Source organism: Microbispora hainanensis, from assembly GCF_036186745.1.
Taxonomy (GTDB): Bacteria; Actinomycetota; Actinomycetes; order Streptosporangiales; family Streptosporangiaceae; genus Microbispora.
Window position 1 is genome coordinate 6,660,073 of record NZ_CP108086.1, and the last position, 21,056, is coordinate 6,681,128.

Genomic DNA, 21,056 nt, shown 5'->3' on the forward strand with positions numbered 1-21,056 from the left:
CCTGTCCGGGGGCACGGGATGCGCGACCTCGTCGGACGGCTGTCGGCGCTCGACCCGGACGCCGGGGCGGCGGTGCAGGTCATCGCCTACTTCGACCGGCTGGTGGAGACACGGGCGGGGCTGGAGGCGATCGTCCGCGGCGCCGCCGTCCTGGCGGGCTGCCCGGCCTGCCTGACCGACTCCGAGCGCGGCGTCCACGTGCGTGTGCTCTCCGACGGAGCCCGCACGGACGCCGGTCCGCCGCCGGATCCCGCCTGGCCCCGCATCGCCGTGCCCGGCGGGGCGGCCGTCCTGTGGCTGGAGCGCCCGGCGCCGCCGGGGCCGGTCGGGGCGATGGTGCTCGAACGGGCCGCGGCGGCGGCGCGGGTCGTGCTCGACCGGACCCGGGGCCGTGCCCCGGCCCACCAGGACAGGGACGACCCGGCCCTCGTCGAGGTGCTGCTCGACCCCGCCGCTCCCCCGGCCGCGCGATCGCTCGCCGCCCGCGCGCTGGGCCTGCCCGGTGACGTCCCCGTACGAGCGGTCGCCCTGGAGGGCGGCGTGGCCCGCGTCGGGCCGGCCCATCACCCGCTGCCCGAGGGGGTCAGGGCGGGTGTCGGCCCGGCGGTGACCCTGCCCGACCTGCCGCGCTCGTGGGCGCTCGCCCGTACGGCGCTGCGGCTGGCGGCCGAGGGGACCCCGCAGGATCCTGGGCCGCGAGTGGTCCACTCCGACGACCTGGGCGGGCTGGCGGTCCTCGCGGCGGCCGTCCCGCCCGGCGCCGCGCCCCACCCCGACGTCCGCGCGCTCGAACGCGCCGGGTCCGAGGCGCCGTGGATGCTCGCGACCCTGTACGCCGCCGCCTACGCACCCAGCCTGCGCGCCGCCGCGGCGGAGCTGACGGTGCATTACTCGACGCTGCAGGACCGGCTCGCGCACGCCGAGCCGCTCCTCGGGTGGACGGTGCGCGATCCCCAGGGGCGGCTGCGTCTTCAGCTCGCCTTCGCGCTGCGCCGTCTGCACCGCGACGCGGGCTCGCCATGAGAGGCCGATCTTCCGGTGCGACCGGGCGTGGCCGGGAGCGGCGTCGCGGCCGGCGTCGGTGCTCCGTCACCCTTCCGGGCTTCGCGGCGGCCGGGCGGCGTGGCCGTCGTCAGCCGCCGAGGGCGGCGGACTCCTCTTCCTCGATGCTGCGGTTCCACTCCCGCTTGGAGGACTGCCAGCCGTCCTCGTCACGGCCCCGCCGCCAGTAGCCGGAGATCGACAACCGCTCCAGCGGCAGGCCGCGCTCCACGCGCAGATATCGGCGCAGTTCCTTGACGAAGTTCGCCTCGCCGTGGACGAAGGCGTGCACGACGCCCTCGGGGAACTCCAGCTCCCGCACCGCCCGCACCAGCGCCTCGCCCACCTGCGCGCCGTGGCGGTGCAGCCACACGATCTCCGCGTCGCCCTCCGTGTGCAGCTTCTGCTCCTCTTCCGGGCCCTCGACCTCCACGAACACCCGGGCCGGCGCCCCCGCCGGGAGGCGCTCCAGTGCGGCGCCGATCGCCGGGAGCGCGCTCTCGTCCCCGGCCAGCAGGTGCCAGTCGGCCTGCGCGCTCGGCGCGTACGCCCCGCCGGGGCACAGGAAGCGGATCTCGTCGCCCGGCCGGGCTCGCAATGCCCAGGGCCCGGCCAGTCCCTCGTCCCCGTGGTAGACGAAGTCGATGGTCAGCTCCCGCGCCTGCGAATCCCAGGCCCGCACCGTGTACGTCCGGGTCTTCGGCCACTGGTCGCGCGGCAGCTCGGCGCGGATCACCGCCATGTCGAACGGCTCCGGGTAGGCCACTCCCGGCAGCGGGAACAGCAGTTTCACGTAGTGGTCGGCGAACTCGCCCGCCTCGAAACCGGCGAGCCCCTCACCGCCGAGCACCACCCGGATCATGTGCGGGGTCAGCCGCTCGGTGCGCTCCACCACGCCGGTGGTCGCCCGGGGTGCGCGCCGCGCCGGTTCGGTCGTCGCCATGGACGTTCCCTTCGTCAGATTATTAGGTAAGCCTAACCTCATCCTGTGACATCGTCACCGTGCCGGGCCCGCGTCCGACGCCGGCGGCGACCTCGTCAGGGCCCTGACCACGGCCGCGGACCGGTACGGCCCCGGCGCCGATGCACACGAAACCGGCCGCCGCCGCGGCGGTCCGCGGGTCGCCGCCCCGTACGGCCTGCTGGGCCTCGGCGAGGGCGGCGGCGGGCGGGCGCCCGGCGGCCAGCCGTTCGTGGAAGGCCACCATGACGGGCATCGTCGCCGCGTCGGGGATCGGCAGCACCGAGGCGACGAGCTGCGACGCGCCACGGGCGAGGAACGCCACGGCGAGGCCCATCAGTTCGTCGCCGGTGCGCACCACGGAACGGCCGCTGTCGCAGGCGGCGAGCACGAGCGTGTGCGGCACCCGCGGCAGCCGTTCCACGTCGTAGGCCATCAGCGGCCCGTCCGCGAGGGCGATGCCGGAGAACAGCGGGTTGTCCGCCGACAGGTGGCCGTGCGCCGCGAGATGCGCGAGCCCGGCCCGCGCCAGGGCGGCCGAGACCGCCTCGACCGACGCCGCGGCTCCGGCGAGCACGGTGCCGCCGTGGATCGCGCCGACCGCCGCCGCCTCGGGCCCCGCGGCCGGCAGCCGCGGGCCCGCCACCGCGACCACTCCTCCCCCGGCCACGGCGCCATCACCATGGCCGTCGCCGTCCGCTCCGGTCGCCGCCGCGAGGCGGGTCCGCGCGAGGTGCCACAGCGTCGCGGACGGCGCTACGGTCACGGGCCGTCCCGCGCACGACGGCAGGAGGGACCACGGCAGGCTGTGCAGCGGTCCGGTGGGCACCACGACGAGCGGGCGGTCGCCGATCTCGGTCAGCGGCCCGAGCAGCAGGGCGTCGAGCCGGGCGGCCGCGGCGTCCGACAGCGCGGCGGACGCGGCCAGCGCCTCGGGCCGGGCGTCCGGGCGCGCGTCGCGCCGCACCGCGAATGTCAGCCGCTCGATCAGGTCGGCCGCCCCGGCCGTCGTCCCGAGGCGGCGGACGCTCACGCGGCCGTCGACCACGGTGAGCACGTGCAGGTCGGCGCCCCGGCGGACGTACTCGACCAGCGCCCACGCGCCGAGCGAGGCGGCGAGGTCCCGGGGCGTGACCGGCGTCGCGGGCGTGTTGCCGGGAGTGCCGCCGAGCCGGCGGCTGTGGTCGCGGATGCGCCGTTCCAGGTCGGCCTGCCGGGCCAGCAGCGGAGCGGGCGCCGCCGCCTGACCGGCCAGGTCCCTCGTGACCGAGCGCAGCCGGGCCAGCAGCGCGGTCAGCACCGGGTCGTCCGGCGGACGGACCGGCGCGGACGGCAGGCGGCTGGCCCGGGCGCGCTCCGACCACTCCAGGAGGCCGTCGGGGCGACCGGCCTCGAAGGCCACCTCCAGTCCCAGCGCCACCAGGTCGGCCCGGTGCGCCGCCGCGTGCACCCGCAGGTCGGTGGCCCCCATCGCCGAGGCGTGCTCGTCCAGGACCCGCAGGCCCGTCCGTACGGCGGCGAGCACGCCGCGCGCGTCCCCCTCGGCCCGTCGTTGCAGCGCCCGTGCGTACCAGCCGCGCGCCCGGACGAGCGCCGGTCCCCGGGATCGGGACGCCGCCGCGGCCCGGCTCAGGTAATCGGCGGCCACGTCCGCCGTCCGGGAGCGCCGCTCGGCGGCAGGCTCCGCTCCCGCCCGCGCGTCTCCGGAGCGCTCGGGCGCTCCGTCGTCCCTGTCCCTCCGTACGTCGTGCCGGACGCGGCGCCCGGCGGTCACCTGGGCGGCCACGATCGCGGCGTCCAGCGCCGCCGCGGGCCATCCCGCCGCGTCCAGGGTCGCGACCATGACGTCGATGACCGCCGTCGGGACGCGCGGCCGGAGACCGGCGGCACGCTGCGCGGACAGAACGGATAACCGGGCCAGTTCCGTCCATTCCCGCCGTCCTTGGGCGCGGAAGCGGCGCAACGCGGCGCGGGCGTGGCCCAGCGCGGCGGCCGGATCGCCGGACAGGATCTCGGCCTGCGCGAGCAGCACCTGCACCTCGGGCACCTTGAGCGAACGGCGCTCGCGGCGGTAGGCGTCCACCGCGCGGGCGGCGGCCGCCTTCGCCTCTGCCGTGAGTCCCACCGACAGCAGCAGCTCGGCCCGGTCCTGGTGCAGCGTGCCCAGCTGGGCGCCGTGCGCGCCGATGATGCGCTCGGCCCGGTCGAGGTGGCGCAGCGCGGCCGGCACGTCGCCCCGCAGCGTCTCCATGAGACCGAGGTTGTTGGCGATCAGGCCGATCGTCAGCGGGCGGCCGAGCGTGCGTGCCAGCGTCTCCGCCTCCAGCAGGTCGCGCTCGGCCGCGGCGAAGGCGTGCCGATCGGAGTGGACGAGGGCCCGGTTGATCAGCATCCGCTGCACGCCGAGCAGGTCGGCGTGGTGGCGCAGCACCTGCAGCGCCACCTCGAACTCGGCGAACGACTCGTCGAGGCGGCCCATCACGTGCAGCACGATCGCGCGCTGCGCGCGGGCACGTGCGGCCGCAATGCCGGTCAGATCGGGCAGGGCGGCGTCGATCTCGCGGAGCGCGGCCTGCGGCCTGCCCCGTTGCAGGATCGCGAAGGCGAGCTTGTATCGCGCCTCGGCGGTCAGGTCGGCTCGACCGGCCCGTGCGCCCCATGCGGCGGCGCGGCTCAGGTGCCTGATGGCGTTGTCGAGCTCTCCCACGTGCAGGAGCGCGTGCCCCCAGGCGCGTTCTGCCGTGGACGCCGCCACGGCGTGACCCGCGCGGGCCGCGCGCCGGGCGGCCCTCTCGGCCGCCGGAAGGCCCGAGACGGGGTCGCGGTCGACGGCGGCCAGCGCCGCCTCCGCCTCTGCCGCCTCCGCCTCTGCCGGCACCGCGTCGGCCGACACCACGTCAGTCGGCACCACGTCAGTCGGCATCGCGTCGGCCGGCATCGTGTCGGCCGGCACCGCGTCGGCCGGCACCGTGTCGATCGGCACCGTGTCGATCGGCACTGCGTCGGCCGGCTCCAGCGAGCCCGGTGACTCCGGCGACGCGTCCACGCGCGTGCCCACGGCCTCCGTCCCCGCCTCTGCTCCAACCCGCTCCCCGGCCTGTGCCTCGGCTCTGGCCGCTGATCCGGCTGCCGATCTATCCGGTAAACCGCCGCTGTCGCCGTCGCCGGGGCCGGCGGAGGCGCGACCTGGAGCGTTCCCGAGAACCCTTGCGCCCGGCGGCGTTTCCTGCGTTGGATGTATCACGGCCAGGCCCTCGTGGTTCCGTCTGAGGCAGTTCGCGTTCCGGAAAAGTCATGACCCCGGGAAGGACACTATCCAGATGCCAGTCGACGCGGGCACCACATCGCACCAACCGGACCAACTCATCGTCGACCTCCTGCATCTGGAGGCCGTCGAGCGCATGCTGGACGACTTCGGCATCGTCCACGCCGCCCTCGCGCCCGACGACCGGGACGAGCTCCTCGGGCTGGCCCGGCTGCGCGATCTCAGGGACGCCGACGACGATCCCGTCGAGGTCGGCGAGCTCCTCGCACTGCTGCGGGAGAAGGCGGCCGCCGACCGTGGCGGCTGGGTGCCGACGATCGGCAAGAACCGGGTCGTGGACGCGGTGATCGGAGACGGCCACAAACCCATGTCGCTGCCGGACGGCGCGGTCCAGGAGAGCGGCCACAAGCCCATGCACCTGGTGAGCGGCGGGTTCTCCGCTCTCGGGCACAAGCCCATGTCCCCCGGCGCGCTCGGCGTGCTGGGGCACAAGCCGATGGACGGCGGGCAGCCGGAACCCGCCGGCCCCGCCGACCTGCCGCAGCCGGTCGCCGGGCACGAGGACGCCGGGCGCGGCGTGCGGGTCGGCGTGGTCGACACGCCGCTCGCGCCCGCGCGGCCGGGTACGGCGGAGCACCCGCTGCCGTACCGCTCGGGGCACTCGGCGTTCGTGCGCAGCCTCATCCAGCGGGAGGCGCCGGCCGCGGAGCTGTCCGTCGAGGGGGTCCTCGACGCCCGCACGGGACGGGCCGACTCCTGGGACACTGCCCGGGCCATGCTGCGGCTGACGGACGCCTTCCAGCCCGACATCCTCAACCTCTCCCTCGGCTGCTTCACGCTGTCCGGGGGGCCGCCGCTGGTCATCGCCCGCGCGATCGAGCGGCTCGCCCCGCGGGTGCTGGTCGTGGCCGCCGCGGGCAACCACGGCGCGCTCCCCCATCTCAGCTCCGGGCGCAGCCGGCGCTCGGCCTGCTGGCCCGCCGCCGTCCCACCCGTCGTCGCGGTCGGCGCGTACGGCACGGCGGACGGGCGCCCGGTCATGCCCGGCTGGAGCCCGGACCTCCCGTGGGTGACGTGCCTGGCGCCCGGGGTGGGGGTCGTGGGCGCGTACCTCACCGGGGAGGTCGACATCGACGGCGTCCACCAGACCTTTCAGGGCCACGCCCGGTGGAGCGGCACCTCCTTCTCGGCCGCCCTCGTCAGCGGCGCGGTCGCCGCTCGCACGATCCCGGGCTCGGTGACGCCCCGGCAGGCGCTGGACAAGCTCCTGGCCGAGGCCGGCGAGGTCCGGCCCTATCCGCTGGAGGGCTGACCGGGCATGCGTGACGATCCGGTCGTCGTCGCCCTCGTGCTACGGGCGCGCGAGGGCGACGCCGCGGCGTGGGACGCCATCGTCGAGCGGTACGCGCCGCTGCTCTGGGGGGTGTGCGCTCGTTATGGCGTGACCGGCAGCGACGCGGACGACGTCGCGGGCGGCGTCTGGCTGCGGCTGGTGGAGCGCCTCGACACCCTGCACGAGCCGGCCGCTCTGCCCGGCTGGCTCGTCCGCACCACCCAGCGGCAGTGCCTGCAACTGCTGCGCGCCCGGAAGCGGCAGGTTCCGGTGGACGCCCCCGAGCCTGGCGCCCACCGGAAGGAGGACGACGGCGTGGACGGCGAGATACTGGTGGCCGAGCGGCGGCACGCCCTGCGCATGGCCTTCGCCGAGCTGCCGGACCGGTGCCGGGAGCTGCTGAGCATGCTGTTCGCCGAACCGCCGGCCTCGTACGCCGAGATCAGCGCCACGCTCGGCGTGCCGGTGGGGGCGATCGGCCCCAACCGCGGGCGTTGCCTCGACAGGCTGCGCAGGAGCCGTGCGCTGGCCGCCCTCGAACTGGCCTGAGGAGTGTCCGACAAATGCTGCTTGTCGCGAGCGGGGATCCAGGTGGATGCATCGCAAGGCGGAGGAGGAGCCGATAACAGCGTTATCGGCGACGACGGCAACGCAGCGAGGCGCCGCCTGGGCCACGCGCGGTAGGGCCATGATCTGTCAGACACGACCAAGATGCATCGACGTGGACGGGGACGACGGCGTGACGGACACACCGAGCTGGTGGGAAGACGACGACCGGCTGATCGAGGAGCTGGGGCACGCGATGCGCGAGGCCCGGGTGCCCGAGTCCTTCGTACGCGCCGGGAAGGCGGCCTTCGCATGGCGGACCGCCGACGCCGAACTGGCCGAGCTGTGGTTCGACTCCCTGCTTTCGGCGCGGGAACCTGCGGGCCTGCGCGACGAGACGCGGCCGGACGGCTCGGGGCCGCGCGTGCTGACGTTCGCCGCCGGGGAGTTGTCCATCGAGGCCGAGATCCACCCCGACGCGGTGCGCGGGCAGCTCGTCCCCGCGCAGCCCGGCGCGGTCCTCGTGCGGGACGACGACGGCCCCGTACGGGAGGTCCCGGTCGACGAGGTCGGCTGGTTCGTGATCGAGCCGGTCCCGGCGCGGCGCTTCCGGCTGCACGTGCGAACGTCCGCCGGAGCGGCCGTCATCACCGGCTGGATCGACCCCCGGCCATAGCCGGCCCCGCAGGCCCCGGCCGGACGCCCCGCCCACCGGCCGGATCGCGCCCCGGCCGTAGCCGGCCGCGGCCCACCCCGGCCCGGCCGCGCCGCTCGCGGCGCCACCGCGATCCCACCGCGATCCCACCGCGTCCCCACAGAGGCCCCACCGCGGCCCCACCGCGGACTGCCGGAGAACGCCGGGAAATTCGCGGGGATTCGCTGTATCACCGGGCTCCTGACTCCATCCGTCGTGCGACAGACCACCGCGTCAGCGGTGACGTACGCACCGGAAGGACCAGGATCGTGAGCGATCCCGCACGCGCGATGAGCAAGGAAGACGCCTACGCCGAGCTGCTCGACCTGCAGTCGGGCGACGTGATCAGGCTGGAGGGGGCGGGCGGCCCCGAGAGGGTGAGCCTGGACGGCTGGGACGGCGAGCAGCCCCAGGACGGCAACGTCGCCGGAGTCGTCGTCCGCTACCTGTCGTCGGGCACGGTGACGTTCGGGCAGCCCAGCCACCCGGCGGCGCCCGACCGGCTCGACCCCCGCAACGCGCTCGCCCTGGTGCGGCTGTGCCAGTGGCTGAAGGACACCTACAACGTCGTCGAGTTCTACCACCTCGGCATCTCCGGGGGCGGCGTCGACAGCCAGGGCCGCCCGCGCACCGACTGCCACGGCCAGGGCCGCGCGGTCGACTTCGTCGGCGTCAAGGCCGTCGCCGAGGACGGCGAGGAGTGGACGCTCACCGTCAACGACGACTGGGGGACCGTCTCGACCGCCGCGACCCCCGGCGGGAACTGGCCGCCGGGCACCGGGTCCGGCACGTTCTACCGGCTCGACGACGAGGACGCCGACCCGTTCACGCGCGACTTCTGGCGCGCCGTGTACGAGTTCATCGCCTCGGAGTGGCAGGACCGCACCGACGGCCCCGACGGGCTGGACACGCCCACGTCGATCGGCGAGCGCAGCTTCGTCATGCACCCCGACCACCCGGCCACCGCCCCGGGGACGGCGCACGGCCGGGAGGCCCACAAGAACCACATCCACATGCAGATCGGCGTCACAGGAACGGCGGTCTGAGCATGCGCAACCTCACCTTCTGCGACATCCGGCTGCACCCCTCGACGGTGGAGTCCGCCTTCGAGGAGGCCATGACCGGCGACGTCATGCCGGGCGCGGGCGTCCTGCCGCACCCACCCGGCACGCTGTTCGTACGCAGCCTCTATCGCGAGGCCGGCTACGGGTTCCCGCCGGCGTACCGGTGCGTCGTGCACACGGCCCTGGTGAGCGACACCGGGTTCTTCGGCATGCGCCCCCGGATCGCCCGGCTCGGCGCCGACACCAAGGAGCCGCGCCTGCGGCCCGTCGCGGGCGCGGTGCCGGACGACGAGACGGCGCTGGGCGTGCTGCGGGCCCGCGACGGCCACTCGCTGGTGATGGCCGCCGTCCATCTCCCCCTGCGGATGATCCAGGAGGCGTTCGAGAAGGAGCTGGTGGCCGCGCTCGAAGAGGAGGTCACCGAGCCGTCCCGGGTCAGCGCGGTGTCCGGGGCGATCTGGACGCGCGACGACGAAGCCGTCCACGGCCGGGTCGAGTATCTCGTCGCCGCGACGGGCGACTTCGCCGAGCTGCGGCTGCGGCCCCGCACGGTCGAGCGGATCGAGGCGGCAGGCGGCAGGCTGGTCGAGTCGCGCGGGTTCCGTCACGTCGGCACGGTGTTCGCCGACGCGGTCGTCGGCGGGGTGGCGGGCGACCCCGCGCCTCCGGCCGGGGGGTGACGGCCATGGAGAAGCTCTGCGGGTTCGTCGCCCCGTCCGGGATGAAGGCGTACTTCTTCACCGGCGATCGCTATATCCGCTACGACGTCGAGGCCGACGGCGCCGACGAGGGCTACCCGCTGGCGATCGCCGACCAATGGCCCGGCCTGTTCGAGGCGGACATCGACGCCGCCCTGCCGTGGAGCGACGGCTCGGTCTTCTTCTTCCGCGGCGACCAGTGCCTGGCGTACGACATCGAGAACGGGGTCGTGCTGGACGGGCCGCGGCCGATCGCCGAGATGTGGCCGGGACTGTTCGATCTCGGCATCGACGCCGCGATCCTGTGGGGCAGCGGCAACGCCTACTTCTTCTCCGGGGAGGAATACCAGGTCTTCGACGGCGCGAGCGGCAAGATCGACCCGGAGGCCAGGCCGATCGCCGGCGACTGGCCTGGAGCGTTCCCACGGATCGACACGGCGCTGTGGTGGCCCAGCGGCAACCCGTACGTCTTCTCGGGGAGCGAGTACGCGAGGCTCGACCCCGAGGACGGCTCGGTGGCCGAGGGCTTCCCCCGGCCCGTCGAGGAGGACTGGCGGGGGCTGCCCATCGGGCCGGTGGCGGGGGACGTTCCCGAGCCTGCCGGGCCGGCCGGCTCGGCGCGCTCGGTCAGGGACTTCTTCCCCGAGTTCAGCGCCCCGCTGGAGGGCCGGGTGCCCTACCTCTACCAGGACGTCAAGGGCCTGGTCACCACGGGCGTCGGCAACCTCGTCGACTCTCCGGAGGAGGCGGCCGCCCTGCCGTTCGTGCACGCGGCCACCGGGCGGCCCGCCACCCGCGCGGAGATCGAGGCCGAGTGGCACCGGATCAAGAACGAGCCCGGCCTCGCGAAGAAGGGCCACCTGGCGGCCAAGGCCATCCACACCCTGGAGCTGCCCGACGCGGCGATCGACGAGCTCGTCCGCAAGCGGTTCGACGTCAACGAGGCCCGGATGTCGGCCTTCTTCCCCGGGTGGGCGGACTGGCCCGCCGACGCCCGGCTCGGGGCGCACAGCATCGCCTGGACCGGCTCGTTCTTCCCCACCCGCTGGCCGGGCTTCACCGCCGCCGCGAACGCGGGCCGGTGGGAGGAGGCTGCGGCCCAGTCCCACCTGCGGGAGGACGGCAACCCCGGCATCGCCCCGCGAAACCGGGCGAATCTCCGGTTGTTCCGCAACGCGGCCGCCGTGGTCGCCCGCGGGCTCGACCGATCCCGCATCTACTACCCCGCCGCTCTGTGAGCGGCGTCCCCACACTGTTCAGGAGCCAGCGATGGTGAACCCAGCAGGACCGATCATGGCCGGCGGATTCGAGACCGTCACCCTCAACGAGGCCGGCGTCGAATACTCCCTCGTCTTCCTCCCCGACAAGCACAACGACGAGCTCCAGGCCCAGGGGTCCAACCCCGTCTTCTACTGGCTGCCGGAGCGGATGCGCCTGGCGCGCAAGTCGAACGGCGACCTCAGACTCAGTTTCCTGCATTTCGTCGGCGTGCAGGACGGCCAGACCAACATCGGCGTGGCCCCCGGGCAGACCCGGGAGACCTCGGGCGGGGTGCTCAGCTTCGCGATGACCGGCGCGCCGCCCGAGGGCGTCCTGCGGGACGCGCACAAGCAGATCCTGGAACGGATGCAGCAGGGCAGCCGGGACCGGTTCTGGCAGGTCAAACCGGGCGTGGCCGACCGGTCCACGATCGCCGACATCCGGCCGATCCCGATCAGGAGCTCCACGCTGCGACTGATGATCACCGACCAGGACGGCACGCAGGGCGGCAACGCGGGCGACCCGTTCTTCGTCACCGCCCAGGGCGCCGGGCCCGGCAGCCTGATCCCCACCGCCGAGCACCCGTTCGTCGTCAGCCTCGGCACGTTCGCGGCGGCGCAGGTGGAGCAGGGGCTGCTGGGCACCGAGGTGCCCATCGCGGTGACGGCCGACCTCACCCTGCCGCTGTGGGCGCCGATCACGCGGCTGCACATGACCGCCAACTGGGAGCGGGTGTTCAGCCACTTCACGGCCCAGGCCGGCGCGAGCTGGTGGTGGAGCTCGGCCGACCTCAAGGCCACCTGGAACACGCTGCGGATGAACGGCGACATCAAGGTCGAGCTGGAGATGGACCGGACCATCCCCGGCGCGGACAACAAGGAGGCGATGGTCACCAAGTACATCGACATGCTCGTGGCGATGTGGCTGGACCAGGCGAAACAGGTCATCTTCCAGCCGATGCCGGAGGTCCAGGACCCGGGCCCGCCCAAGCCCGGCGGGCTGCTCAACCTCTTCGGCTGGGGCTTCGGCGCGGGGTTCAGCCTCAACTTCCGCCGTGACCGGGTGGAGATCGCCAACTCCTTCACGTTCGAGGTCGACGAGATGTACGCGCAGCCGAGCACGATGGGCGGCAATGTGGACGGCGTGGCCGACCTGCTGGCCGCCCACCCGGAGCTCAAGAGCCGCTACCTGCGCACGCTCTACCTGGACAACTGGGACCGCAAGATCACCACGGTCTGCCGGCCCGTGATCAAGTGGCCCGACCCGGACCACGGCGTGAGCGGCGACCCGGTGAAGTTCGCGAGCGTCCAGATCGGCTACCCCAGTGTGAACGGCGAGATCGCGTGGTCGGCCCACGACTTCCTGCCGCCGCGGCGCCCGCAGGAGGTCGACGCGACGACCAGCGTGCACGGCGAGGGCGCCCCCGTCGGGGAGACCACCCCGCTCGCGCCCGCCTCCTCGCCGACCCTCGTCTACGCAAGCGGCTCGACCAGCGAGGTGTTCTTCGCCCGGCAGACCCAGAAGAAGGCGGAGGAGGTCACCGGCGCGCCGGAGGGGTGGCGTCCGGACAAGGTGTTCGTCCGGCGCACCATCCAGTTCGACGAGGCGCCGTCCGCCCTCGACGACCGGTTCACCCGGATCATGGTCGAGGCCAACGAGGTGAATCTCGACCCGGGCCCGTTCGGCACCCTCACCGACAGCCTGAACGTGGCCGTGCGAGCCGACAACGCCGGCGTGCTCGTGCTCACCCCGATCACGATCAACATCGATCTGACGGCGAGCAACCAGATCGTCGAGGTGCAGGTGCAGGCCAAGGGCGAGAGCCCCGACGGCGGCGAACGCCCGATCGTGACGTTCACCTTCACCATGGCCGACACCGGGGAGCACTACAAGGAGCGCCGGTTCGCGCTCTACACGGGGCAGCCGGGACGGCCGCCGGGATACCGCTACCGGGCGCGCGTGATCATCAAGGGCACGCTGTTCGAGGACGGGGAGGAGTGGATCGGGCCCTGGACAGACGGCGAGGGCAGCGGCGACCTGCCCGTACGGGTGCCGAAGAAGACCGCTCCGGGCGTCACCGTCGTGAGCCAGGTCTGACCGCGATGAACACACCAGGATTCCCGGCCGACGAGCCGGGTCCCCGCATCAGGGCGGCCGACGGGGGTGAGCCCCTGCTGCCCGACTCGCAACTGGGCCCGCCCTGGTGGGCGCCCGCTCCGGAGCTCGTGCCCGCCTCCGCGGGCACGTTCCGGTTCCTGTTCCGCGTCACCGGTCACGACGACGAGGGATCGCCCGTCCTCAGCGCGACGGTCACCACCGTGCTGCGCTTCCCCCCGCCGCCCGCCGGTGCCCGGACCGTCCCGTGGACGGACGTGAGCGTACGGCTGCGCATCCCGTTCGTTGACGCCGACACCGGCCGGCCTGCCTCCACCGAGCTCCCGATCGACGTTGACGTGCGCGACGACGTCGTCCACTGCCGGGCCGAGATCAGCGGAGCCGTGGCCAGGGCCGCGTACGGCGCGCTGAGCACGCCGGGCTTCCAGCCGGGCGACGGGGCGGGGCTGATCGTCAGCACGAGCTTCGTCGGCGTGCAGGAGACGCTCGCGGCGTGGGCCGTCTCCACGATGGTCCACGCCGAGCCGGAGCGTCTGGAGATCGTGCCGGTCCAGGGATGGCCGATCGAGGATCCGCCCCGCGAGGAGCACCCGATCCCCGAGGAGCATCCGAACTGGTCGGACGTGGTGATCACCGAGGTTCGCGTCCCCGGCGAGGTCATGATCGCCGGGCGGGGCGCCATCCGGCCGGCCGAGGTGTCGCCGCTGCTCACGGAGTCGGTGCTCAGGGAGTCGGTGCTCAGGGATTCGGCGATCACTGATTCCGCGCTCGCGGACACGGCGGTGGCGGGGCGGGCCTTCCTGGCGGCCTCGCCGGCCGAGGAGGCGTCGCTGGAGCCCTTGGCGGAGATCCCCGTGGAGTCCCTGGCGGAGGCCCCGGTCGAGGCGACGGCGGAGGCCCCGGCGGAGGCGACGGCGGAGGATCTGCCGGCCCTGTCGGCCCTCGCCCGGATGCCGCTCCCCCTGCCGCCCACCGGCCGGCGCCTGGTGCTCCGCGACGACCTCAAGGGACGACTCGACGGACGCCTCCTCCGCGGGTGGCCGGGCGGACGGCTCCTCGGCGGAATCTCCACCGGCCCCGTGGGAACGGGCGTGATCCCAACGTACCCCCCGTCGTTCACCATGGACATGGGCGTGACCGTGACCCGCTCGCACCGCCTGCCGCTGCTGGTGCCGTGCCGGGACGACCCCGGCCTCTACCGGCAGGACGTCGGAAGCGGCGAGCCCGTGATCGTCGGCTGCCAGGACGCCTTCCAGCTCGGCCGCGCCCCGGCCCGGCGGTTCGCGCCGGCTCCGCGCCTGGACCGCGACCACCGATACTCGGTGTGGGAGTCGCTCCAGCAGCCGGCCACCTACCTCGTCGTGCCCTCCCACTATCGGGTGGCCCGCGACGTGGTCGGCCGTCCCCAGCTGGAATGGCTGCAGGTGTTCGACGCCACCGTGGACGCGGGCCTGCCGTGCCGGCTGCAGGCCCGGTGCGTGCCCGATCTGTCGGCGGCCGAGCTCGCCGAGCTGGAGTCGCTGCTGCGTGCGGACGCCGGCGGGCGCGACGTCCGCATGCTGCTTCCGACGTCCCCCTCGATGGGGTCCACCGGGGTGTCGGTGCGGTCGAGCACGCTGGAGGGCGGCCTGCGCGCCGTCCTGGACGACGACGCGATCCGGCTGGCGCTGCAGGTGGACTACGACGACGCGGTCGTGGTGGTCACCCAGTTGCGCGGCGGCGAAGCGGTCTCGCAGATCGTCTTCGACACCGGCGACTCCTCCACCTCGATCGCGACCACCGTGCACCTGGACGTGGACGAGCTGGCCGGCCCATACCCGGCCGGGCCCGTACGGGTCACCGCGACCGGACTGCGCAACGACGCCGACACGGCGGCCACGGTCACGGCCCTCTGGGTGCGGCGGGTAGTCGGGGGCTGGGAGCGGGTCCCGCTCGACCCACCGGTGCAGGTCCCCGCGCACGGGGACGTCGTGCTGCCCGCCGCCGTCCGGGACGGGGCGGTCGCGCCGCAGGCGCTGCTCGACCCCGCGGACCCCGCCCATCTGGTCGTCCGCAACGTCTACCTGGAGAACCTGCACACGGCCGTGCTGATCCGCCGGGACGTGGACCTGCGGGCCGCGGGCATCTCCGGCGTGGGGCTGGTCTTCGCGGTGTCCGGCATCGAGGTGGCGCGGGCCGTCCTGCCCGCGGACGCGCCCACGCTCGAGGTCACCCTGGTGCAGCCGCTGGTCGCCGACCGTGCGACGTTCGACCGGAAGGTCGCCGTGTCCGTCACGCTCACGCGGGACGACGGCACCGTACGGCCGTCGCCGAACGGCCCGGTGATCATCGACCTCGCGGCCGGCGTGATCGTCCGGCTGTCCCGGCTCATGGAGGGGTGACGGCGGGCCGGAGGCGCGCGAGGATGCCGAGCGCGTCCTCCGACGCGCTTCCCGGTTCGGCCTGGCAGACGACGAGCTGCTGGCCCGGGGCGCTGTTGGCCGTGAACATCTCGTAGGAGAACGTCAACTCGCCGACCAGCGGGTGATAGTAGTGCTTACGGTCCACGTCCCGGGGCAGGACGTCGTGGCGAGCCCACATCCGTACGAAATCCCTGCTCTGGTCGGACAGCTCGTCCACCAGCAGGGGCAGGAACGGGTCCTCGGGGTCGGCGCCGGCGATGACGCGCAGTTGCGCCACCTTCGTCGTCGCCGCCGCCTCCCATTCCACGAAGAAGGCGCGTGCCTGCGGGCTGAGGAGACACATGCGCAGGAAGTTGTCGTTGTGGTCGAGACCCTGGCAGAGGGTGTCGGCCAGCCGGTTGGTCGCGAGCACGTCCATCCAGCGGCCGAGGATGAACGCCGGGGCGGCGTCGCACATCCGGAGCAGGTGCAGCAGGCGGCGGCTGACCTGCTCCTCCCGGCAGGGCGGCCGGGGCCGGGGCCTCGGGTAGGCGAGCTCGTAGAGGTGCTCGGTGGCGGCGTCGTCGAGGCGCAGCGCCCGGGCGAGCGCGTTGAGGACCTGCTCGGACGGACGGCGTTCCCTGCCCTGCTCCAGCCGCGCGTAGTAGTCGTTGCTGACGCCGGCGAGCATGGCCACCTCTTCCCTGCGTAGTCCGGGGGTACGGCGGCGGCCCATTCGCACCAGCCCGGCGTCCTCCAGGCTGACGGCCTCGCGGCGAGCCCGGAGGAAGTCTCCCAGAAGTCGCTTACGGTCCACTTTTTCACCGTACGTCACTTATGATGAGTTTTTAGGAAATTTGTCCCCAATTGGGGTAGTGTTGAGCCTGTCACCGATCGTCCGACAGATCACGTTCGGATAAACGGAGCGCTCGCCCCGGCCCACCAGGGCGATCGACTTTGGGTGGTTGTGCCACACCCAGGATGAACACATTTAGGAAGACCACAGCCTTATCCATGTGATGTGGACCACCCTGGCAGACGATGGCCACGTGCATGGAACTACGGCTCCCCGCTGCAACATGGGATCTCCTCCGACCTCCGAAGGATCAATCAGGGTGCGTTCCGAGAGCGGGGAGCCGGGCTGCCTCCCGGAAAGAGCCCTCTCGTGCGAAACACCCTGAATCCTGTCTGCGTCCCCTTGGCGCTGGCCGAATTCACCGAAGCGCACCGCCGGCGGATCGTCGACGCGCTGCTGGCCATATCGATCCTCTGTTTCACCATCCCGCCGACGCTCCTGGGTCTGTCCTTCTCCCTGTGGGGCCCGGTCCCGCAATGGATCGAGATCGTCATCGAGGTCATCACCGCGGGCGCCTTGCTGATACGCCGGCGCACCGGACTGCCCATGATCGTCACTTCGGCTCTCTGCGCAGTGACCACCGGGCAGATCGTGCCCATGGCCTTCGCCGCATACTCGATGACGGCCGACAGCAAGATCCGCAAGTGGCAGCTGGTGACCCTGCCTCTGATCATGACCGCCGCAGCCGTCGACTACGTGGACCCCAAGACGGACGACGTCCTCTACCTCTGCGTGGTGCGCGCGCTGGTGTTCATCTTCATGCCCGCACTGGTCGGCACGTGGGTGCGCGGCTACCGCGGCATGATCTCGGAGTTGCGGGCCGAGGTGCGGGACCGCGAAGAGCAGGCGGCAGTCCGGGAGCGCCGCAAGATCGCACGAGAACTGCACGACACCGTGACGCACGCGGTCACCGTGATGGTCCTCAACGCGGGGATCATCCGCGACGACGCGGACCCCGAGACCGGCAGGATCGCCACGACCATCGAGGACAAGGGCGTGCAGGCCCTCGCCGAGCTGCGCGAGCTGCTCGCGGTGCTCCGGCGCGAGGACGGGTCCCGGATGACGGCGGGGGCCAAGGCGATCCCTTCCCTCGTGGAAGAGGCGGCCGCCACGGGCACGCGGGTCAGTCTCGACTACCACCTGCCGGATATCGGCCTGCCCGCCCAGATCGGGCTCGCCTGCTACCGGGTCGTGCAGGAAGGGCTGAGCAATGTCAGGAAGCACGCTCCCGGGTCCCTGGTGCGCGTCACCTGCGAGGCCCGCGACGGCGTCGTGACCGTCTCGGTCGTGAACGGCAGGGATGAAGGCCGGGCGAGGATGTCCCTCCAGCGCCTGCTTCCCCCATCGGGGTTCGGCCTGGCCGGGCTCGAAGAGCGCATCGCCATTCTGGACGGCCGGTTGGAGAGAAAGGGGACGCCTGACGGCGGCTTCATGCTGGTGGCGCGCATCCCCTTCCACCCCGCCGGCGCTCAGGCGGCCGACGACCTTGCCTACGACCCTGCCGACGCCGACGAGGCTGCGGACGGCGAGAGCGCGTGAGCCGTGCGCGGCCCACGCGGCGGCGCCTCACCGCGTTCTCGCCCGCCCACGATGGATCCCGCACGGGCCACCGCCGGCAGCGATTGCCGGACGCCGCCTGAGCCGCTCGTCTCGTCCGTCGCACGTGGGCTCGCGCGAGCGGACAAGGTCGCCTACAACAGGTGCGCGACCATCTCGGCGAACTCCTCGGGGGCGACGATCCGCACGCCCAGGGACTCGGCCTTGGCCCGCTTGGATCCCGCGTTGTCTCCCGCGACGACCAACGAGGTCTTCGCGGAAACGCTGGACGAGGCCCGGCCTCCGGCCCGTTCGACGAGCTCGTTCATCTCGTTGCGGGACAACGCCGCCAGGCGCCCGCTCATCGCGCCGGTGACCACGACCGTCATCCCGGTCAGCGGCAGCGCACCCTGCTCCTGATCATCCGGAGCCGGGATGGTCGTGCCGCCCACGTCACCGGCCACCGCCGCCACACCGGGCTCGACCATGTTCACCCCGGCACGGACGAGCTTGTCGATGAGGTCGCCCAGCTCGGCCAGCTCGGCGACGATCACGGGCGCCTTCTCCGGGCCGATGCCGTCCACCTGCTGGAGCGCCTCGGCGTCGGCCGCGCGGATGGCCTCCATCGTGCCGAAGTGCCGGGCGATGCGGCGGCTCATCGAGCGCCCCGTCCCCCTGACCCCGAGCGCGCAGAACACCCGGCTCAGCGGCCTCGTCCTGGCCCTGTCGATGGCGGCCAGGAGGTTGTCGGTGGACACCTCCCCCATCCGCTCCAGGTCAAGCAGCTGCTCGCGGGTGAGGAAGAACAGGTCGCCGAAGTCGGCGATCAAGGCGGCGTCCAGCATCTGCTGGATGCGGTTGTCGGCCAGCCCCTCCACGTCGAGCTGGTCGCGGCCGACCGCGTATCGGATCGAGGCGATCGCACGGCAGTCGCGGCCTCGCACGCATCTCCACCGCTCCTGGGAGGTGTCGATCTCGCCTTCGCAGGCCGGGCACACCTCGGGGAACACGATGGGCTGCTCGTCGCCGGTGCGCAGGTGCACCACCGGGGACTCCACTCTCGGGATCACGTCGCCCGCCTTGTAGACGACCACGCTGTCCCCCAGCATCAGCCCACGCCGCCCGATGTCCGCGGGGTTGTGCAGCGTCGCGTACGTCACGACGGAGCCGTCCAGCTCCACCGGCTCCAGAACCGCGCGCGGGGCGATCACACCGGTGCGCCCGGTGTTCCACTCCACGCCGAGCAGCTTCGTGATCTTCTGCACGGCGGGCAGCTTGTAGGCGATCGCCCACCGCGGCGCCCGCGAGCCGGACCCGGCCTGCGCCTGGTCGGCCGCGTCATCCGCCTTGATCACGATGCCGTCGATCCCGAACGGCAGCTCCGGCCGCGCGGCCGCGATCTCCTCGACCCGCCGCTGCACCTGCTCCACACTCGTCGCGACGATCCCGGCGACCGCGGTCTCGGCCGTGGTCTGCACCCCCTGACCGGCGACCCAGTCCATCACCTGGCTGTGCGGCGACTCCCGCAGCCGCGTCGCGAGGCCGGAGGTGTCGTCGGGCAGCGGCAGCGCCCCATACCCGAAGAACGTCAGCTCGCATACGTACGGCCGGTCCTGCGCCCGCAGCGTGCCCGCGGCGGCGCTGCGCGGGTTCGCGAACGTCGTCCCGTCGTGCGCCTGCCGTTTCGCGCACGCCTCCTCGAACTGCCGCGCGGTCATCATCACCTCGCCGCGCAGCTCCACCGTGACCGGGTCGGCCAGCCGCCCGGGCAGGCCGACGATCGTGCCGATCGCGTGGGAGACGTCCTCGCCCGCGCTCCCGTCGCCGCGGGTGACCAGCTGGACGAGGCGGCCGTCACGATAACGGGCGGCGATCGCCAGCCCGTCCAGCTTCGGCTCCACCGACCACGCGGTCACCGGACGGCCCAGCCGGCGCTCCAGCGAGGCCGCCCAGCTCGCGAGCTCCTCCGGCCCGAACACGTTGTCGAGGCTGAGCATGGGCACGATGTGCGGGACATCGCCCACGACTCCGGCGACCTTGCCCGTCGGCGACTCCTCCAGCACCTGATCGGGGTGGGCCCTCTCGTAGGCGGCGATGCCGCGGACGAGCCTGTCGTAGGCGTCGTCGTCCAACGAGGAGGTTCCGTCGCCGTAGTAGGCCGCTGCCGCGTCGGCCGCCAGCCGTACCGCCTCGGCGTAGGCGACCTCGTCGGGGATCGCGTCGATCGGGGGCGCTTCAGTCATGCGGTCATCGTGCCAAGCGGCTCCGACAAAAACGCCCGCCTCCGCCGCGCGTCCGATGTCATCTGTCCTGCTCGTTCGCGGCCCGCGCCGCGATCAGCGAATCGAGCGACGCGCGGACCCCGTCGATCAGTGTCCGGCTGCGGTCGAGTGCGGCCTGCAGGCCGGTCGCGGGAGGCGAGCCGGCGCTCTGGTGCAGGACGACGCCGAGGACCAGCCACGTACGGCCGGCGGCCTCGGCCTCGGCCGCCCACATCAGCGCACCCCCGGCCGGCGTGGTGGAACCGGTCTTGAGGCCGATCACGCCCGACCTGCCCAGCAGCGTGTTGGTGTTGACGATCGTGCCGGGCACCCCGGGGATCGTGACCTCGCGCTTGGCGACGATCGAGCGGAGCACCGGGTTCTTCATCACCTGCCGGGCCAGCCTGAGCTGGTCCGCGGCGGTGCTCACGGTCGTCGGCTCGATGCCGCTGGCGCCGGTGTAGGTGGTGTGGGTCATGCCGAGCCGGGCGGCGGCCCGGTTCATCTTCACCACGAACGCCTCCTGACTCCCGGCGTCCCATCGGGCGAGCAGGCGGGCGATGTTGTTGCCCGAAGGGATCAGCATCAGTTCGAGCATCTGACGTTCGCTGAACCTCTGGCCTTCCCTGACCGGCGCGCTCGACTCCTCCCGGGACGACGACTCGTCCGCGGCCTGCCTGTCGACCTCGATGACCGGCCCGGTGGCGGCGCCCTTCAGCGGATGCTCCTTGAGGATCACGTACGCCGTCATCACCTTGGTGACGCTCGCGATCGGCACCGGCTCCCGCTCCCCCTTGCCGCCGAGATCACCGAGGCCCTCGACCATGACGCTCGTCTGGCCGTCCTCGGGCCACGGCAGGTCGATCCCGGCCGCGAGGCCCCCGTCCGTCGTGTTCGCTTCGCCCATGGGAGATCCGAAGCAACCACCGACGGCAGACGCGATGAGGACGACGGCCCACATCATGGCCGCGAGGCGGAGGGAGCGACGGCGGCGGACCGGCAGGACCGGGTGGTCGCCCGGCCGCTCCCCGCCGCGAACGGCCCG

Annotated in this window: 15 protein-coding genes; 10 read left to right on the top strand and 5 right to left on the bottom strand. The window is 73.2% G+C overall.

Annotation, left to right across the window (positions count from 1 at the left end; genetic code table 11):
- Positions 1 to 18 precede the first annotated feature (18 nt).
- Positions 19 to 1,023 carry a helix-turn-helix domain-containing protein gene (locus OHB01_RS30810; RefSeq protein ID WP_328854338.1) on the top strand — a complete coding sequence of 335 codons (1,005 nt, stop codon included), beginning with the start codon at positions 19 to 21 and terminating at the stop codon, positions 1,021 to 1,023.
- 109 nt (positions 1,024 to 1,132) lie between these two features.
- Here the strand turns inward: OHB01_RS30810 and OHB01_RS30815 are convergent, their stop codons facing one another.
- Positions 1,133 to 1,984, bottom strand: coding sequence for a siderophore-interacting protein (locus OHB01_RS30815; RefSeq protein ID WP_328854339.1), 852 nt, complete (start codon positions 1,982 to 1,984; stop codon positions 1,133 to 1,135).
- Between the two features lie 22 nt (positions 1,985 to 2,006).
- Complete coding sequence (locus OHB01_RS30820) at positions 2,007 to 5,060, bottom strand: CHAT domain-containing protein (protein WP_328854340.1); 3,054 nt, start codon at positions 5,058 to 5,060, stop codon at positions 2,007 to 2,009.
- A gap of 262 nt (positions 5,061 to 5,322) precedes the next feature.
- On the opposite strand from OHB01_RS30820, the gene OHB01_RS30825 reads away from it, so the two are divergent.
- From OHB01_RS30825 to OHB01_RS30860, 8 genes are all read left to right on the top strand, one after another.
- Positions 5,323 to 6,579, top strand: a complete 1,257-nt coding sequence (locus OHB01_RS30825; protein ID WP_328854341.1) for a S8/S53 family peptidase — start codon at positions 5,323 to 5,325, stop codon at positions 6,577 to 6,579.
- A 6-nt stretch (positions 6,580 to 6,585) separates the two neighbouring features.
- Positions 6,586 to 7,149, top strand: coding sequence for an RNA polymerase sigma factor (locus OHB01_RS30830; protein WP_147943351.1), 564 nt, complete (start codon positions 6,586 to 6,588; stop codon positions 7,147 to 7,149).
- 172 nt (positions 7,150 to 7,321) lie between these two features.
- Positions 7,322 to 7,822: a hypothetical protein gene (locus OHB01_RS30835; protein ID WP_168065786.1), complete on the top strand. Its 501-nt coding sequence runs from the start codon at positions 7,322 to 7,324 to the stop codon at positions 7,820 to 7,822.
- 287 nt (positions 7,823 to 8,109) lie between these two features.
- Entirely contained in the window at positions 8,110 to 8,886 is a 777-nt protein-coding gene (locus OHB01_RS30840) for a hypothetical protein (protein ID WP_147943353.1), read from the top strand.
- 2 nt (positions 8,887 to 8,888) lie between these two features.
- Positions 8,889 to 9,584 carry a hypothetical protein gene (locus OHB01_RS30845; protein WP_142646886.1) on the top strand — a complete coding sequence of 232 codons (696 nt, stop codon included), beginning with the start codon at positions 8,889 to 8,891 and terminating at the stop codon, positions 9,582 to 9,584.
- 5 nt (positions 9,585 to 9,589) lie between these two features.
- Positions 9,590 to 10,840: a hemopexin repeat-containing protein gene (locus OHB01_RS30850; protein ID WP_328854342.1), complete on the top strand. Its 1,251-nt coding sequence runs from the start codon at positions 9,590 to 9,592 to the stop codon at positions 10,838 to 10,840.
- A 31-nt stretch (positions 10,841 to 10,871) separates the two neighbouring features.
- Positions 10,872 to 12,959 (top strand): hypothetical protein, encoded by a 2,088-nt coding sequence (locus OHB01_RS30855; RefSeq protein WP_328854343.1) that lies wholly within the window; start codon positions 10,872 to 10,874, stop codon positions 12,957 to 12,959.
- Between the two features lie 5 nt (positions 12,960 to 12,964).
- Positions 12,965 to 15,358: a hypothetical protein gene (locus OHB01_RS30860; RefSeq protein ID WP_328854344.1), complete on the top strand. Its 2,394-nt coding sequence runs from the start codon at positions 12,965 to 12,967 to the stop codon at positions 15,356 to 15,358.
- On the opposite strand, the gene OHB01_RS30865 is transcribed toward OHB01_RS30860, so the two are convergent.
- Positions 15,345 to 16,175, bottom strand: coding sequence for a helix-turn-helix transcriptional regulator (locus tag OHB01_RS30865; protein WP_328854345.1), 831 nt, complete (start codon positions 16,173 to 16,175; stop codon positions 15,345 to 15,347). The genes OHB01_RS30860 and OHB01_RS30865 overlap by 14 nt on opposite strands.
- Before the next feature lie 348 nt (positions 16,176 to 16,523).
- On the opposite strand from OHB01_RS30865, the gene OHB01_RS30870 reads away from it, so the two are divergent.
- On the top strand, positions 16,524 to 17,753 hold the full coding sequence (locus OHB01_RS30870) for a sensor histidine kinase (RefSeq protein WP_147943358.1): 1,230 nt from the start codon (positions 16,524 to 16,526) through the stop codon (positions 17,751 to 17,753).
- Between the two features lie 152 nt (positions 17,754 to 17,905).
- On the opposite strand, the gene ligA is transcribed toward OHB01_RS30870, so the two are convergent.
- Both ligA and OHB01_RS30880 read right to left on the bottom strand, forming a co-directional pair.
- The gene (gene ligA / locus OHB01_RS30875) at positions 17,906 to 19,993 is read right to left on the bottom strand and encodes an NAD-dependent DNA ligase LigA (protein WP_142646880.1); all 2,088 of its coding nucleotides are present in this window, start codon (positions 19,991 to 19,993) and stop codon (positions 17,906 to 17,908) included.
- Between the two features lie 58 nt (positions 19,994 to 20,051).
- Positions 20,052 to 20,918, bottom strand: a complete 867-nt coding sequence (locus OHB01_RS30880) for a D-alanyl-D-alanine carboxypeptidase family protein (protein ID WP_221889892.1) — start codon at positions 20,916 to 20,918, stop codon at positions 20,052 to 20,054.
- Positions 20,919 to 21,056: the final 138 nt, after the last annotated feature.

Bases quoted from the DNA above. Each gene is read 5' to 3' on its own strand.
- ligA (WP_142646880.1), bottom strand. From the start codon at position 19,993: ATGACTGAAGCGCCCCCGATCGACGCGATCCCCGACGAGGTCGCCTAC.
- OHB01_RS30860 (WP_328854344.1), top strand. From the start codon at position 12,965: ATGAACACACCAGGATTCCCGGCCGACGAGCCGGGTCCCCGCATCAGG.
- OHB01_RS30830 (WP_147943351.1), top strand. From the start codon at position 6,586: ATGCGTGACGATCCGGTCGTCGTCGCCCTCGTGCTACGGGCGCGCGAG.
- OHB01_RS30850 (WP_328854342.1), top strand. From the start codon at position 9,590: ATGGAGAAGCTCTGCGGGTTCGTCGCCCCGTCCGGGATGAAGGCGTAC.
- OHB01_RS30810 (WP_328854338.1), top strand. From the start codon at position 19: ATGCGCGACCTCGTCGGACGGCTGTCGGCGCTCGACCCGGACGCCGGG.
- OHB01_RS30845 (WP_142646886.1), top strand. From the start codon at position 8,889: ATGCGCAACCTCACCTTCTGCGACATCCGGCTGCACCCCTCGACGGTG.
- OHB01_RS30825 (WP_328854341.1), top strand. From the start codon at position 5,323: ATGCCAGTCGACGCGGGCACCACATCGCACCAACCGGACCAACTCATC.
- OHB01_RS30855 (WP_328854343.1), top strand. From the start codon at position 10,872: ATGGTGAACCCAGCAGGACCGATCATGGCCGGCGGATTCGAGACCGTC.
- OHB01_RS30815 (WP_328854339.1), bottom strand. From the start codon at position 1,984: ATGGCGACGACCGAACCGGCGCGGCGCGCACCCCGGGCGACCACCGGC.
- OHB01_RS30880 (WP_221889892.1), bottom strand. From the start codon at position 20,918: ATGGGCGAAGCGAACACGACGGACGGGGGCCTCGCGGCCGGGATCGAC.